The organism is Candidatus Methylomirabilota bacterium, assembly GCA_028870115.1.
Lineage (GTDB): Bacteria > Methylomirabilota > Methylomirabilia > Methylomirabilales > Methylomirabilaceae > Methylomirabilis.
This window is the reverse complement of sequence record JAGWQH010000082.1, coordinates 121,452-136,163: the sequence shown is the minus strand read 5'-3', so window position 1 is coordinate 136,163 and position 14,712 is coordinate 121,452. Positions and strand designations below refer to the sequence as shown.

The 14,712-nt window shown below is 59.1% G+C and carries 15 protein-coding genes; 7 read left to right on the top strand and 8 right to left on the bottom strand.

Going from position 1 to position 14,712, the window contains the following annotated elements:
- Positions 1 to 37 precede the first annotated feature (37 nt).
- The 7 genes from KGL31_09715 to KGL31_09685 form a co-directional block, all read right to left on the bottom strand.
- On the bottom strand, positions 38 to 1,123 hold the full coding sequence (locus KGL31_09715) for a biotin/lipoyl-binding protein (protein MDE2322173.1): 1,086 nt from the start codon (positions 1,121 to 1,123) through the stop codon (positions 38 to 40).
- Positions 1,120 to 1,818, bottom strand: coding sequence for an ABC transporter ATP-binding protein (locus KGL31_09710; protein MDE2322172.1), 699 nt, complete (start codon positions 1,816 to 1,818; stop codon positions 1,120 to 1,122). Before KGL31_09710 ends, KGL31_09715 begins: the two co-directional genes overlap by 4 nt.
- A 1-nt stretch (position 1,819) precedes the next feature.
- A complete protein-coding gene (locus KGL31_09705; GenBank protein MDE2322171.1) occupies positions 1,820 to 2,956 on the bottom strand; it encodes an ABC transporter permease in 1,137 nt (378 codons plus the stop codon).
- A 648-nt stretch (positions 2,957 to 3,604) separates the two neighbouring features.
- Positions 3,605 to 4,012, bottom strand: a complete 408-nt coding sequence (locus KGL31_09700) for a response regulator (GenBank protein ID MDE2322170.1) — start codon at positions 4,010 to 4,012, stop codon at positions 3,605 to 3,607.
- Between the two features lie 54 nt (positions 4,013 to 4,066).
- Complete coding sequence (locus KGL31_09695; protein MDE2322169.1) at positions 4,067 to 4,558, bottom strand: periplasmic heavy metal sensor; 492 nt, start codon at positions 4,556 to 4,558, stop codon at positions 4,067 to 4,069.
- On the bottom strand, positions 4,545 to 5,084 hold the full coding sequence (locus KGL31_09690; protein MDE2322168.1) for a hypothetical protein: 540 nt from the start codon (positions 5,082 to 5,084) through the stop codon (positions 4,545 to 4,547). The genes KGL31_09695 and KGL31_09690 overlap by 14 nt, the downstream gene beginning before the upstream one ends.
- Positions 5,081 to 5,608 carry a sigma-70 family RNA polymerase sigma factor gene (locus KGL31_09685; protein MDE2322167.1) on the bottom strand — a complete coding sequence of 176 codons (528 nt, stop codon included), beginning with the start codon at positions 5,606 to 5,608 and terminating at the stop codon, positions 5,081 to 5,083. Before KGL31_09685 ends, KGL31_09690 begins: the two co-directional genes overlap by 4 nt.
- 491 nt (positions 5,609 to 6,099) lie before the next feature.
- On the opposite strand from KGL31_09685, the gene KGL31_09680 reads away from it, so the two are divergent.
- The 6 genes from KGL31_09680 to holA all read left to right on the top strand — a co-directional run bounded on the left by KGL31_09680 (position 6,100) and on the right by holA (position 12,680).
- The gene (locus KGL31_09680; protein MDE2322166.1) at positions 6,100 to 6,681 is read left to right on the top strand and encodes a hypothetical protein; all 582 of its coding nucleotides are present in this window, start codon (positions 6,100 to 6,102) and stop codon (positions 6,679 to 6,681) included.
- 117 nt (positions 6,682 to 6,798) lie between these two features.
- The gene (locus KGL31_09675; GenBank protein MDE2322165.1) at positions 6,799 to 7,389 is read left to right on the top strand and encodes a hypothetical protein; all 591 of its coding nucleotides are present in this window, start codon (positions 6,799 to 6,801) and stop codon (positions 7,387 to 7,389) included.
- Positions 7,390 to 7,503: 114 nt separating this feature from the next.
- Complete coding sequence (locus KGL31_09670; GenBank protein ID MDE2322164.1) at positions 7,504 to 8,268, top strand: PEGA domain-containing protein; 765 nt, start codon at positions 7,504 to 7,506, stop codon at positions 8,266 to 8,268.
- A 307-nt stretch (positions 8,269 to 8,575) separates the two neighbouring features.
- Positions 8,576 to 11,170, top strand: a complete 2,595-nt coding sequence (gene leuS / locus KGL31_09665) for a leucine--tRNA ligase (GenBank protein ID MDE2322163.1) — start codon at positions 8,576 to 8,578, stop codon at positions 11,168 to 11,170.
- Positions 11,167 to 11,673, top strand: coding sequence for an LptE family protein (locus KGL31_09660; GenBank protein ID MDE2322162.1), 507 nt, complete (start codon positions 11,167 to 11,169; stop codon positions 11,671 to 11,673). Before leuS ends, KGL31_09660 begins: the two co-directional genes overlap by 4 nt.
- Positions 11,673 to 12,680 (top strand): DNA polymerase III subunit delta, encoded by a 1,008-nt coding sequence (holA, locus tag KGL31_09655; protein ID MDE2322161.1) that lies wholly within the window; start codon positions 11,673 to 11,675, stop codon positions 12,678 to 12,680. The genes KGL31_09660 and holA overlap by 1 nt, the downstream gene beginning before the upstream one ends.
- Positions 12,681 to 12,683: 3 nt before the next feature.
- Here the strand turns inward: holA and rpsT are convergent, their stop codons facing one another.
- Positions 12,684 to 12,956, bottom strand: a complete 273-nt coding sequence (gene rpsT, locus KGL31_09650; protein MDE2322160.1) for a 30S ribosomal protein S20 — start codon at positions 12,954 to 12,956, stop codon at positions 12,684 to 12,686.
- Between the two features lie 104 nt (positions 12,957 to 13,060).
- Between rpsT and murJ the strand changes: the two genes are divergently transcribed.
- Complete coding sequence (gene murJ, locus KGL31_09645) at positions 13,061 to 14,662, top strand: murein biosynthesis integral membrane protein MurJ (GenBank protein MDE2322159.1); 1,602 nt, start codon at positions 13,061 to 13,063, stop codon at positions 14,660 to 14,662.
- Positions 14,663 to 14,712 lie beyond the last annotated feature (50 nt).

Here is a 14,712-nt window from a genome sequence, read left to right as displayed (position 1 = left end):
CCAACAGACCTTCCGGGGGGAGATCCACTCCGTTTTATCACTTCTCTCCAACATACACATCCACCAGTTGCCCGGGATAGAGATCGATCTCCTTCGGCTTCTCAAACCGGAAGATGACCGGTAACACCCTCACATCGACCCTCTCAGTTCTTTCGTTTGACAATGCGATCTTCGGTGATACATAGGGCTGCACGCGCACATACTGCAGAGGTATGCTGGTGTTCGTCCCTCGAATAAACATCTGCGCACGCATCTGTGAAGCCGGAGGCAGTCTGTGGATAAGTATCTCGTCAATGTAGCATCTGACTCCAAGGTAAGCCTGTGAACTTCCCATAACGAGGATGGGGCTCAGTCCCTGGGTATAAGCGTCATACGTCCCTTGGGGGGAGATATAGCTGCCAACCGTAGCCTTGACTGAGAGGATCACGCCATCCACCGGCGCCTTTATCGTGTACTTGGCCAGCAACGCGCTTGAAGCCCTGAACGCTTTTGACGCCGCCTCGTACTGTCTTTCCTGATTCGCTATGTCATAGGTCCAGGCGCCGGCTTTTGTGAGTTCGTATTGTCTGCGGACGACGTCGAGATTCGCCTTGGCGACCTTAACCGCGTTGATCGCGTTATCAAGCGTCTCCCTGCTCAGTCCTTTGGGGTAAAGTTCATGCAACCGGCTTTGTTTATCCAACTCGTCTTGCGCGCTTTTGAGGCTAGCGCTCGCATACTCTACCTGCGCTTTTGCGATTTCCAGATTCTCTTTCCTGGGCTGGGCTTTGAGCTCTTGAAGCAGCGTCAGCGCCGCTTCCGCCTGCGACCTCTGCTGCTCGACCGTTGCCCGCTGAATGGAATCATCGATCAGAAGCAGCAGCGTGCCCTGACGCACGTGCGCTCCTTCGGCAACCAGAATCTGTGTAATGGTGCCTGGTACCTCAGGATAGATGTTGATATTCTGCCCGCTGGTCTGGTAGCTTTCAATGATGCCGGTCGCATAGATGCCTTTGGCGTAAGGATTCGGCGCCGGATTAAACGCCGGAGGCAGCGGCTTTTTGTGGGTTCCGTACAGATAGGCGCTCACCAATCCCGTGAGAACACCAAGAATGGAAAGCGCAAAGATGATCTTATTCCTCACCGAATTTCCCCTTTGTCGATTCCCACGAGGTGTCCGTCCTCCATCTTTAATATTCGGTCCGCATATTCGAAGATCCTGTTGTCATGGGTAACAGTCACAATACACCGATCCTGATTCAGGATCTCCTTCTTCACAAACTCCAGGATTCTTTTTCCTGTGGCCCCGTCAAGGGACGCGGTCGGCTCGTCAAATATCAGGATATCCGGACCGCCGACGATCGCTCGCGCGATCGCAACCCGCTGCTGCTCCCCGGTGCTTAACTTGACCGGAGGCAGATGCGCCCTCTCCTTGAGCCCGACGATCTCCAAATAACGCATCGCCTCGTTGATCGATTCATTCCACTCGCGTCGTTTCAGGATAAGGGGAATGGCTACGTTCTCGACGGTCGTCAGGCGTGGAAAGAGGTGATAATCCTGAAACACAAATCCCACCGTCTTCAATCTGAAATCGGCAATCCGATCGGGGGGCAAGCTCCACACCTCGATATCCTCCACGTGCACCGTGCCGGAATTCGGCCGAAGGATCCCGGAGATCATGCTCAACAACGTTGTTTTCCCGCTCCCGGAAGGACCCACGATGTAGAGCAGTTCCCCGAAGTACGCGTCAAAGGTCACGCTTCTTACCGCATAGGTTTTGGCATCACCTTCCCCGAACCATTTGGCCAGTCCCTCTGCTCTGATCGCCGGACGCGCCATGCTAGCCCCTGAAAATATCGAACGGCTCGATCTTGAGCACTTTTCTGACCGCAATATAACTGGACACCGCCGCGATAATCAGGACCATGACAAAGGCGAGCCCCAGATTGGCATACGTGATCATGGACGCATAACTGGGGAGCCGGATCTTTGCGATGGTGATGAGGAGCGCGCACAAGCCGATCCCAAGACCATAGCCCGTGAGTGCGGTGAAACCGGCCTGAAAGAGTATCATGTAGATCAGCTCGGAGCCTTTAGCCCCAATCGCCTTCAGGGCTCCGAACTTATCAAGGTTCTCCAGGATGAACGTATAAAAGGTTTGCCCTGAAATAGACAGACCCACGATAAAGCTTATAACGGTCATCAAGAGTATATTCGTGCCGAGGCCCGTCTGATACTTATAGAAGTCAGAGATCCTCCGACTGAATTCGTCTTCCGTCAGGGCCTCATACCCCAACCTTTCGACCTGCTGTTTGATGGAGGGGATGGCCTCGCTGTTCTTTGGCTCAACCAAGATATAGGAGATGGTGTATCTCGTAGATGGAATATATTGGATCGCTCTATTAAATGTGGTGTATAGGGTCGGCAGGCCGAAGAGTCCGCTGGTCGCCACCTTCGCAACGCCCACGATGACGCCTCGATGGTCGTTGATCTCAAATTCGGTGCCGAGCCTCGGATTCCCCAGCTTGGAGAACTCTTCGTCCTTGACGACGACAAACCCATTCTCTGCATAGATATCCTCGATCTGCCCTTCGAGAAGCTCGGGCCTGCCAAACAGACTGGTATCGTCCAGACCCAGGACCGTGACCGATTGATACACACCGCTCCGAAGCTTGACAAGGGCCGCTCCGGAATAGAGCGGAACAGCATACTTGACGCCGTCGATGCTTCGGACGGCGTCCAGTATGTAATCCGGCAGGGGGATGCTGGCTGCAACCGTTGTGACTGCCCGGTCCATCACCCACACCTTGGCGCCGACGTTTGTAACGGTGGCGGAGGCCTTGCTTAAGATCCCGGCAAAAATGGACGTCATCTGAATCATCAGGAACACCGCAAATGTGATCCCCACCAATAATGCGGCAAATTTGGCTCTGTCGTTGACTAAGAGTTTATAGGCGATCTTGAGGATTCCTTTCACAGCTCGTCTCCAGTTCTCACCCCTGCGAGATCTTCACAATGAGGCTCGCGAATAATTTGAGAATCCGTCGAGGGGAATGAGAATGTCCGTTCGAGGCATCGTTGTCCGCGAGGTTCTGGGCTGTTCCTGCTTGGTGACATCAGGTCCATCGATCTGCCGCTCGGGACGATGCGGATGGGGGGCGGTTCGCTGAGGTCGCCACTCGCTCGGCGAGCGAACCACGCAACATACAGGCTAATCCGGAATGCTCGTCGGGACCCCGCTAGTGAGGAGGGGGCGGGGCAGGGATGGCGGAGGGAGCGACCCAACAGCGCCGAGCGGGACCGCCGGTAAGAGGACCAGGATTCCAATCATTCCGCGCCGCACAGCGCCTGTCATCGTCATGCTGCTGCCTCACTCTTGTCGGTGTCAGTGAGCCCAGTCAGAGCCGATCGATTGAGAACTTGCAAAGATATTACCACGTTTGTAATGCGCTATCACGCCTTTTCGGATTCTCGCGCTTTTTCAGATCAGCACTTCTCCCAGCGAATCCCTACACCCATTCCTGGACACGTGCGCAGAACTGATTTACCACATCGCAAAGCTGCAACCCTCATCCGGTTGTTCACTGCGTGGGTGGAGCGGAGAGGCGCACCTTTGTTCGGAAACTTACGGGCTTGGGACTGGTCCTTCGGTCGCGGGGGACTGCAATAGGGCGCGCTTGATGGTTTCGTGCAGGTGCTCGAAGCTGCAGGGCTTTGGCAGCACCGCGAAAGCGCCCTTCCGTTGGGCTTTCGAGGTTATTGTGTTGCCGAGGTAACCGTGGCCGGTAACGAGAACGACCCTGATCCGCGGATACGCCGCCTGAATCTTCTCCAGCAGCTCGATCCCGTTCATCATCGGCATAGTGAAATCCGTAATGACGAGATCATAAGACACTGAGGACTGCTGCAAGAGCCTCCACGCGAGCATTCCATCAGAGGCCGTGGTGACGCGATACCCGCTCCTGCCCAAGAGGTTCGCCAAGAGGGTCCGCTCGCCCTCACTATCATCAACCACCAAGATGCCGCCGGCCATCCGTATTCCGCTGGAAGGAGGATATGGGCCCGTGTCCTTTGGCCTCTCCGCCCCTTAGCGCTCCTCTTCGAGGAGACTCCGCATCTCCGCGCGTAATTCGTTCAGCCGCTGCCGACGCTGCTTCGCCTTGGCCAGTTGCTCGGGAGTAAGCAGCTTGCGAATTTCCAGGGCGACTTGCAGTGACTCTTGCGCAAGCGATTCGCGAAGCGTGCCGATCTGCTGTCTCAATGAGGTAAGGTCGTCGGCCTTCAGCGAACCCGGGGTGTAGAGCTTCTCGATCAACTGCTCGCGGGCGGCTCGAAACTGCCGCTGGAGGGCATCAACCCTGGGGCGATGGCTTGCCACAAGTTGTTTGAGCTGCGCCTGCTGGGTCTCCGTGAGCCCCGCCCCGCTGACAAGCAGCGGGAGGAAGAGTCCCTCGTCGCCACGCTCCCATCGCATGGCCCGGTCTCGGTGCGACTGACCGTAGGCGGAGGCCGTCCACAGACTCGCCGCCAAGATCGCCATCAGGACCACCACCCCATGGCGTTTTTTACGTGTGTGCATCTCCAGGCCCTCCCCATATGTCAGTGTCTGACGCGCTATCGCGCATCCATGTCTCTTCCACCTCGCGCGGCGAGCCGTTCGGCTCTTCCAGCATCATCTCTTCTTGATCGGTTCTATCTGACGCGAGCGGAAGCACTGAGACCTCCCCATCGCTCGATGCGGAAAGACCGATGGACACGTCAGCCAGGAAATGCAAGGTTTGGGTCTCGTCGGCGGTCCGTTGGCGCTGTACCAGAACCTGGGCGCCACGCCACTGCCAGACCCCGACGCCAACCACCATCACCACCCCCGCCGCCAGCGCGGTGGCCATCGTGACTTGGCGCCGCCAGGAGGCCCTTTCCGGACGACGGACGGGGAGCGCGGACGGCAGCCGTTCCAGCGCGTGGCCGATCAGCTCGAGGTCTTGGGCCAACCGCCGGTACCGGGCCGCACAGTTGGAGCAGGTCTCGATGTGAGCCAGGTGCGCGGCACGGCCCTCACCGTAATGGACGAGCAGCAGACTTCGTTCCCCCAGACATCGCCTCATGGATCTTCTCCGAGCGTCTCTCGCAGACGCGCCACCGCTCGAAACAGATGGCGTTTCACACTTCCGGTACTCAAGCCCAGCGCGTCCGCCACATCCTGGGTCGGCCAGGCCTCGAGGTGCCGCAGCACAAAGACCTCTCGCTGTCGCTGGGAGAGCTGCCGGAAGGCGCGCCAGATGTGGCCGCGGGTTTCGCCGGCCAGCGCGGCTGTATCCGGCGTCGGGTCGCGGTCCACAAGCTCAATCTCCGCTGCCGTCCTGTCCCAGAGGCGCCACCACGCTGCCCGCTGCCGGTCACGACACGCGTTAATCGCAACCCTTGTGAGCCAAGGCCCCCATGCCATCGCACGGTCCGACCCCGCATCACGCTCGACGAGCTTGAGAAATACCTCTTGGATAACGTCCTCGGCCTCCTGGGGACTGCGCAACAGGAGACGGCACAACCGCAGCAGGCGCGCGCCGTGCTCGCGATAGAGCGCCTCACACCGCGCGTGGCCTGGCGCTACATTCGGCTTGACATCATCCATTCCGTGATCTCGCTATTATAAACGAATGAGCTGTCCTGTTGGTTGACATGATGTACGCGTTACAGAAAGTAAAAGTTCCTGACTTGGCTGGGCAACCCGATAAGCTCCTTCTGTCCCTGACGCCGCGGCGAGTATCGGGAACCACCAGCCACACAGACTGTTCTTCCGCCCATCTCGATCCTCGACGGGTGCCGATCAATTAGACCTTACATCATATCTGATGTTCAGCGCACACCAACGGAACTGGTTCACAGCGTACAGGTGGCCTCTTCAGGAAATAGCGAGATCTGTCAACCGACAGTGGATCTTACTCGTTAGTATGAATGGAATAGCGTATCGCAGCGGCAGTGAGGACTATACCAGGCATCCTGGCTGGCGTCACCTCATCCCGCTGGCACGTCTCACAAAATGGAACTGAACTCCGGCTCTCAGCGCCTGCTCGGGCGGATGGGCCACCGGCAAGCGAGAGTCATCTCACAGGAGGTATTCGAATGCGACCATTCGTCAGCGCAAGCTTGGTTCTCGCATGCGTTCTCGGATTCAACCTCTCCCCAATAGGCACCATGCTCGCCTTCGCGGAAGAGGGGTGGTACGAATCGGGACCGATGGGGTTCCGACCAATTCACGAGATGATGCGGGATAGGGAAGGATCTCGGCCTGAGTTCCACGGACGTGGAGGTTACCGAGCTTGGCCTATCAGCCTGATGCTGCGCTCAAAAGAACAGCTCGGGTTAGCCTCAGAGCAGGTCCACGCATTGCAGACGTTGCGCGACGACTTCCAACGAGGAACGATTACCCGGACCGCGCAGATCAAGTTGACAGCCATAGACCTGCGAGGGTTGCGCGAGCAGGACGCGCTTGACCTTCCCAAGGTGGAGGCACAGGTGCGAAAGATTGCGTTGCTTCGCGCCGATCAGCACATCGCCCACATCAAGCTGATCCACGCCAGCAAAGCCGTGCTCACGCCGGACCAACGGGAGAAATGGAGGCAATTGGCCTCCGGCTCGAGGATGGGAGCCGAGGGGATGGGTATGATGGAGCGAGGCATACGTCCTGCGCCGCCAACCGAATGACCCTAGCCCCTGTTGCTCGCCTTCTCTGTTTTTTATTCTGTTACTAAACTTACAACGAAGCGTAAAATCATACTAGGAGGAGGATGAGGGAATGAAATGATAGTGGGGGAGAGAGCCATGAAACAGATTATAGCGATTGGATCGATCGGCCTGCTCCTGTTGGCAGGATGTGCAACACCGATGACGCCTCGCGAAAGCGGGACGCTGACCGGCGCGGGTGTCGGTGCCGCCGCTGGGGCCGTACTCGGCGGGATCGCCGGTTCGCCGGGGAAGGGCGCCGCGATTGGCGCGGGTGTCGGCGCACTCACCGGGCTGCTGACGGGCAACGCCATCCAGAATGAGCAGGCGGCGCAGGCGGCCAGGCCCTATCCGCCGCGATATGCCTATGCGCCCCCGCCCCCTGCCTATCAAGCCCCGTATCCTCCGCCACCACCGCCTACGGCGTCTCTGCAGATCGAGGCCGCGCCGCCGGATACCGAGATCATCGTAGATGGGCGGAGGATCGGCTACGCGGGGAAATTTCACGGTTCCGTTACTGTGCCGGTGGTGGCCGGGCCGCATGTCATACAGTTGTATTGGAGAGGGTTCAGTATCACGAACCACATTGTGGCTTCACCCCAGACGACTATCATTGTCAGACGGGACCTGGCGCGATCAGCGGGCGCACCTCCACCGCCGCCAGGAGCCTATTCGCAGCCGCCGTACTGACCTCCGTTGTAGCTGGTTAGGATGCAGTGCCAGAGCGTCGCTGGGGGACCAATGGCATAATGTGAATGAAGTTGCAAAGCTATGGTGAGTGACCACACTCTAAGGAACCGGAACATGAACATCGTGAATGGGCTACGACACTGGAGTGTCCTGATCGTCGCCGGTATGCTCGTATTTGCGGTGCCGCTAACGCCGGCGGAGGCGGCGCATGGCGGAGGCGGAGGCGGGGGGCACGGAGGGTTCGGTGGTGGGGGCAGGGGAGGGTTCAGTGGTGGGAGAAGTTTTGGTCACGGGGGATTTGCTCACGGGTTTCGTGGCCATGGCTTCCACGGGGGGTTCCGTGGTAGCGTCGTGATCGGGCTTGGCGGCTGGGGGTGGGATCCCTGGTGGTACGGCCCATACTGGCCCGGACCCTACTCTTGGGGAGCGCCAGGCTACTATGGCTACGGGTACCCCGGGTACCCCTATGAGGGATATGATCCCGGATACGCCTATCCTCCCGCTGCGCCACCGGTCGGGTACGGGTACGGCGTAGAAACTTTCCAGGCGCCCTTCGAGACGCCACCACCGCAAGCGCCACCTCCGACGTCGCAGGCTCCACCGCCAGTCACTTCTCAGGTCCCGCCGGCCTATGCGCCGGTCACGGCGTCTCTGCAGATCGAGGTGACCCCAGTGGAGGCGGAGATTCTGGTGGATGGCATGCGGGTTGGGAGGGCCAAGGAGATCAAAGGACCGATCAGCGTTCCGGTGGCAGCCGGAGCGCACACCGTGGGGTTCCGGCTGGGCGGCATGACGACCATCGAGAACATTATGGTCTCGCCGCAGACGACCGTGCTCATCAAGCGGAATCTTGGGAGCGCGGGGGCGCCTCAGCCGTAACGGCTGACACCAGAGACGATCGTAACGGCCAGCGGCCCTACAGAGTTCGTAGGGCCGCTGGCCAGACCCTCCGCCGACTCCTGTTGCTCTCGCATCAGCACGAACACATATCTTTGCGCTCGCCGCTCACACCGCGGTCAGTACTGCCAGTACCTTAGTCTTGGCGTACGCCGGACCCTTCACATATAGGCTCCGTTCACCCAGTGACATGCGACCTCAATGCACCTCACACAGCGCTTCACCCTTGCGCAATCAGAGGGCCTATGGTACGTTTCCAGCCGATCTGAGAAATAATCAGGAGCAGCCAATGGCGCGGGGTTACGACTTCAAGACGATTGAAGCGAAGTGGCAGCGGGCATGGGAGGAGAGTGGCGCCTTCGCGGCTACGGAAAAGGCCAAAAAGCGCAAGTTCTACCTCCTGGAGATGTATCCCTATCCGTCCGGCAGGATCCATATGGGCCACGTTCGCAACTATGCGATCGGTGACGTGCTGGCCCGGTTTCTTCGGATGCGTGGATACAATGTGTTGCACCCGATGGGCTGGGATTCTTTCGGTCTGCCCGCAGAGAACGCAGCCATCGAGCACCGCACGCACCCGGCCAAGTGGACCAACGACAATATCGCCTACATGCGTACCCAGCTCAAACGGATGGGGTTCTCCTACGATTGGCAGCGCGAAATCACTTGTAGCGATCCAGGCTACTATCGATGGGGACAGTGGCTCTTCTTGAAGCTGTATGAGAAAGGGCTGGTCTATAAGAAATCTTCTGCTGTCAACTGGTGTGAACTCTGCCAGACCGTCCTGGCCAATGAGCAGGTGGAAGGCGGGCTCTGCTGGCGCGACGGGACGCCCGTTGTGCAGAAGGAGCTGCCGGGATGGTTCTTCAGGATTACCGCATACGCTGAAGAGTTGCTGAGTAACTTAGACGACCTCTCCGGATGGCCGGAGCCAGTCAAGGTGATGCAGCGTAACTGGATCGGCAAGAGTGTCGGGGCAGAGGTGCACTTCCCGCTCGCCGACCGTCAAGGAGCGCTGACCATCTTTACCACGCGGCAGGACACGCTCTTCGGGGCGACCTTCATGGTCCTGGCCCCCGAACACCCGCTTGCCATCACTCTCGCGCAGGGTACCCCGCAGGAGCAGCAGGTGAGGGCCTTCATCGAGCGGATAAAGCTGGAGGACAGGCTTAAGCGAGCCGCAGTCGACACGGCAAAAGAGGGAGTGTTCACAGGCGCCTATGCCATCAACCCGCTCACGCGCGGGCGGATCCCCGTCTGGATCGGCAACTTCGTCCTGCCGGAGTATGGCACCGGCGCCATTATGGCGGTGCCGAGCAACGACCAGCGCGACTTTGAGTTCGCACAAAACTATGGGCTGCCGATCCGCCTGGCGGTGAAGCCCGTTGAGGCCGATCTGGATGAGCGCAATTTGCAACAGGCCTATGAAGGCGAGGGACTGCTGGTCGACTCCGGGCCATTTACCGGCATGGGTAGTGAGCAAGCGCGCGAGGCGATCGCCGACTTCCTGGAACGGGAGGAGATTGGAAAGCGGACGGTGAACTTCCGCCTCCGCGACTGGGGGATCTCACGACAGCGCTATTGGGGCAACCCGATCCCGATCATCTACTGTGATGGGTGCGGGACGGTTCCGGTCCCGTATCGGGACCTGCCGGTCATCCTGCCTCAGGACGTACAGATCACGATGAAGGGCGGCTCACCCCTGACGAAAATCGTCACTTTTGCTCAGGTTCCGTGTCCACGATGTGGCGGTCCTGCCAGGCGGGAGACCGATACAATGGACACCTTTGTCGATTCGTCATGGTATTTTCTCCGGTTCACCAGCCCGGATGCCCAGGACGGGCCGGTCACTCCTGTTCGTGTTAACTACTGGATGCCGGTCGATCAGTATATCGGGGGAATCGAGCATGCGGTCCTCCACTTGCTATACGCTCGCTTTTTCACCAAGGCCGTCCGCGACCTCGGCCTGATCGCTGTCGATGAGCCGTTCACGCGGTTGTTAACGCAGGGGATGGTGTGCAAGGAGACGTACCGGTGTCCGGAGCATGGGTTCCGGCTGCCGGAGGAGGTGGACACAGCTCGCGCCTGCAAGGCATGCGGCCGTCCGATCGTGATCGGGCGAATTGAGAAGATGTCGAAATCAAAAAAGAACGTGATCGATCCCGAAGATCTCTTGGCGCGGTACGGGGCCGATACGGCCCGACTGTTCTGCCTGTTCGCCGCCCCGCCGGAAAGAGATCTGGAGTGGTCTGATCAGGGCGTGGAGGGATCGTTCCGATTTTTGTGCCGGATCGTCCGTCTCGTTGACGATCAGGAGGCGCTTCTGAAGTCTTCGCTTGCGCCAATCCCCTTCTCGAGACTCGTGACAGGTCGCGCCTTATATCGAAAGGCCCAGCAGACAATTAAACGGGTCACGGAGGATATTGAGGAGGAGTTTCACTTTAATACGGCCATCAGTGCCCTCATGGAGCTTACGAACGAAATCGGCCGCTTTGAGTTAGGAGGCTCTGCAGACGAAGCCGACGAGCGGCACTTCGCATACGGCTATGCCGTCGAGACGCTCCTGCTGCTCCTGTCGCCCTTTGCGCCGCATCTGTGCGAGGAGTTGTGGGAACGACTGGGACGCAGCGGGAGTATCTTTCAAACGGCTTGGCCGGTCTACGATCCCGCCGCCATTACGGCGGAGGAGATTGTGATCGTTGTTCAGATCGACGGGAAGGTCCGCAGTCGACTCTTCATGCCGGCAGATGCCGACGATCACGTCATGCGTGAGGCAGCCCTTGCGGACGAGCGTGTCGAGGGATGGCTCGAGGGCAGATCGGTCCGGAAGGTGGTGGTCGTGCCAAAGAAGCTGGTAAATATCGTGACCGGGCGGGTCGGATGAGGACGATCATTTGCGTGACGGTACTCCTGGCATTGGCTGGATGCGGCTATCGGCCGGTAGGTTCCGGAGGGGTAAGCGCGCTTCAGCCGTCCGTCAAGACGATCAGCATCGGGCTTGTCAACAATCGAACCTTCCGTCCTACGATTCAGCCGGCCCTGAGAGATGCGCTGATTCATCGGCTGGCGGCCGACGGCCGGATCAGAGTTGTGGAGGAGGGCGCCGACGTCCTTTTGGAGGGGGCCATTGAAGGATTCAGCGAAGTGCCGCTTGCCTTTGGTTCCGCGGACACGGCTACCCGCCTGCGACTGACCATTTCGTTTTCCTTTACGTTGAAAAATCGGCTGGAGGATAAAGTGTTTCTCCGGGACGGGGTGACGGGTGTGGCCTATTACTTTACCGGGACGGGCCTCGCTGAGGCCAGGGCGGCAGAGGACGAGGCATCGCTTCGAGCGGTGGCGGATCTCGTCGAGCAGGTCGTCGGTCGGGTGCTGGACGGGGTGTGATGGGACGCTGGATCAAGAAAGGCCATTCCGTTGCCCAACAAGTCCACAGGGGAGAGGTCGCGTCCGTCTATTGTCTCTATGGAGAGGAGGAGTACCGGCGGGAACAGGCGCTGAATCAGCTCCTTGACGCATTATTGCCAGAGGGCACGCGAGACCTGAATCTCGACCAGATTCGGTCCGGGGAGTCAGGGGCGCAGTCGATCCTTGGAAGCGCTCGGACGCTGCCGTTTCTGGCATCGCGTCGGGTTGTTCTGGTCCGAGGCGTTGAGGAACTCTCGCGGGAGCAGCAAGAGGAGCTGCTCGCCTATCTGGACAATCCGTGTCCCACAAGCTGTCTTGTGCTGGTGGGTAGGCGTCTTGACCTCAGAACCCGTTTGGCGGCGGCAATACAGAAGAAAGGGGTACTTCTCCGCTTTGATCGCTTGGAAGCAGATTCACTAAAGGAGTCGCTCTTGGCGGCGGCTCAAGAGCAGGGCAGACGGCTGCAGCCGGAAGCGATCAGCCTGCTCATGGCACTCGTTGGAGACGATTTTCGTCAGTTGATCTACAACGTCGAGAAATTAGCGCTCTTCGTCGGCGAGCGCGAGGAGATCAGCACGAAGGATGTCGAAGCCCTGGTTGGTGAGACCCGAGTACGATCGATCTTCCAACTGACCGATGCCGTATCAGGCGGGAACCTGGATGTTGCCCTTCGTTGTCTGACAAGTCTATTGAGGAGCGGGGAAGAGCCGCTGGCGATCATCGGAATGCTCGCCCGCCAGATTCGTCTGCTGATTCGGGCCAAAGCGCTTCAAGAGCAGTCGGTCCCAGTCAGCAGGATGACCCATGAATTGGGCCTGCCGCCTCGCGTTGTTGCTGCCTTGACAGAGCAGAGCACCTCGCGCTCCTGGCGGCAGCTTTCGGGCGCCGTTCAGTTGCTCTCGGGGGCCGACGTTGCCATTAAGACGGGGAGGGCTGCGGCCCCTGTGGTCCTGACCGGATTAGTCTGGGACCTCTGTCGGGCGTGAATCCTACGACGGTTGCGGGATGGCGTGGAGCTGGCGAGCGAGTCGTGACTTATAGCGGGCCGCGGCGTTCTTGTGAATAAAGCCTTTGCCGGCGGCTCTGTCAATGGACGGCACAGCCTGCATGAATGCCTTCTCTGCAGCATCCCGGTCATGCCCCTCAATCCCCGCTCGCACCTTCTTGATCACTGTCTTCAAGTTACTCTTTGCCGCGCGATTACGCAGCCGTCGCTTCTGGCTTTGCCTCATCTGCTTCTGTGCCGACTTGGTAATTGGCATTGGTCCGCTTCTCCTTTGTGCGTATCGTATCTACTCGGTACACGCGAGAGTCTACCGCGCTGCTCATTAGAATGGAGCGGCGCTCACTTGTCAAGGAATTTCTGATGGAGCAGGAACATCCTGGGAGAATCGTACGAGCGGCCGGTGTGGTAAGTGGGGCCACCCTGTTAAGCCGTATTCTTGGCTTTACTCGCGATCTGATCATTGCCAGGGCGTTCGGCGCCGGAACCGCAACCGATGCCTTCTTTGCCGCCTTCCGTCTCCCCAACATGTTGCGCGAGTTACTGGGGGAGGGGGCCCTCTCGGCGGCCTTTATCCCGGTCTTCACCGAATCGTTCAGAACGCGTGGACGCGAGGGCGCCTGGCGATTGGCATGGACAGTCTTTACCATGCTGGTGCTGTTGCTTCTGGCGGTCTCCAGCGTCGGCATCGTACTCGCACCGTGGTTGATCAGACTCATCGCGCCCGGTTTCCAAGCCGTCCCATCAAAACTTGATCTGGCCGTCTATCTCACCCGGCTGATGTTTCCGTATATCCTGTTTATCGGAGTGGCGGCGCTCTTCATGGCGATTCTCAATTCGCAGGGTCATTTCGCTACTCCGGCGCTCTCGTCGAGCATGCTCAACATCGCCATGATCGGCTGTGCCCTGTATCTTACACCCTATGTGAACCCGCCCATCCTGGCGCTGACAATCGGCGTCCTCATTGGTGGCGTAGGCCAGCTTCTGATCCAGATTCCGGCCATCTGGAGACGGAGTAAGGGTACGCAATGGGGCATCGATGTCAGCGATCCTGCGATCAGGCGGATCACACGGCTGATGACGCCGGGGATCGCAGGGCTGGCCATTACGCAGGTCAATGTGTTTGTCGGGACCTTGCTCGCCTCGCTGATGGGAGAGGGCGGGATCTCCGTCCTGTACTACGCATTCCGGCTGATCCAGCTCCCGATCGGTCTTTTTGGTGTGGCGATTGCTACGGCGGCCTTTCCCACTATGGCCAGGCAGGCGGCCAACCGGTCGCTTGGAGAGGTGGCGGCTACCGTGGCCTACGCCATCCGTCTGGTCCTGTTCGTCACGCTGCCATCGATGGTCGGCCTGATGGTGTTCAGGGTCCAGATCATCCAGCTTCTCTTTGAGCGGGGCGCATTTGATCGAACTGTCACCCTCGCCACCGCTGAGGTCGTGTTGTTCTATGCTTTCGGTCTCGGCGCCTATGTGTCGAACCGCATTCTCGTTCCGGCCTTCTACTCGCTTCAGGATACAGCCACGCCGGTCAAGATCGGTATGGTGGCCGTTATGGTCAACATTATCGCATCGCTCCTGTTGATGCGGCCGCTGGGGCTTGCCGGCCTGGCCCTGGCTACGACGTTGTCCTCCTTCGTGAACCTGGGTCTGCTGCTGATGGCCCTGCAGCGCCGCCTGGGGCGGCTCAACGGGTTACGCATTCGCTCGCTTATGCAGATCGCCGCGGCCGCTGCGCTGATGGCTCTGATCGCCCTGTCGCTGATCCACCTCCGTGATCCGCTCACAGTTGAGCCGTCGCTTCGTCGCGCCGCGGTGCTCACGGTCGAGTTTGTTATCAGCGTGACCGCATTCGTCGCAGCCGCCGCCTGCATGGGTTCCGACGAGCTGAGAGGTTTGCTTCGATGGCTGATCGGCCGACGACGAAGGATCGAAGAGGCGCCGTCCGGGGAAGATTTTCATTGACGGTGAGAGGGGGGATATGCTAAAGAAATTCTGAAGTTAGGAATCGATTG

Coding starts and splice junctions, on each gene's coding strand:
- KGL31_09710 (MDE2322172.1), bottom strand. CDS start 1,818: ATGGCGCGTCCGGCGATCAGAGCAGAGGGACTGGCCAAATGGTTCGGG.
- KGL31_09700 (MDE2322170.1), bottom strand. CDS start 4,012: ATGGCCGGCGGCATCTTGGTGGTTGATGATAGTGAGGGCGAGCGGACC.
- KGL31_09695 (MDE2322169.1), bottom strand. CDS start 4,558: ATGCACACACGTAAAAAACGCCATGGGGTGGTGGTCCTGATGGCGATC.
- KGL31_09690 (MDE2322168.1), bottom strand. CDS start 5,084: ATGAGGCGATGTCTGGGGGAACGAAGTCTGCTGCTCGTCCATTACGGT.
- KGL31_09685 (MDE2322167.1), bottom strand. CDS start 5,608: ATGGATGATGTCAAGCCGAATGTAGCGCCAGGCCACGCGCGGTGTGAG.
- KGL31_09680 (MDE2322166.1), top strand. CDS start 6,100: ATGCGACCATTCGTCAGCGCAAGCTTGGTTCTCGCATGCGTTCTCGGA.
- KGL31_09675 (MDE2322165.1), top strand. CDS start 6,799: ATGAAACAGATTATAGCGATTGGATCGATCGGCCTGCTCCTGTTGGCA.
- KGL31_09670 (MDE2322164.1), top strand. CDS start 7,504: ATGAACATCGTGAATGGGCTACGACACTGGAGTGTCCTGATCGTCGCC.
- leuS (MDE2322163.1), top strand. CDS start 8,576: ATGGCGCGGGGTTACGACTTCAAGACGATTGAAGCGAAGTGGCAGCGG.
- KGL31_09660 (MDE2322162.1), top strand. CDS start 11,167: ATGAGGACGATCATTTGCGTGACGGTACTCCTGGCATTGGCTGGATGC.
- holA (MDE2322161.1), top strand. CDS start 11,673: ATGGGACGCTGGATCAAGAAAGGCCATTCCGTTGCCCAACAAGTCCAC.
- rpsT (MDE2322160.1), bottom strand. CDS start 12,956: ATGCCAATTACCAAGTCGGCACAGAAGCAGATGAGGCAAAGCCAGAAG.
- murJ (MDE2322159.1), top strand. CDS start 13,061: ATGGAGCAGGAACATCCTGGGAGAATCGTACGAGCGGCCGGTGTGGTA.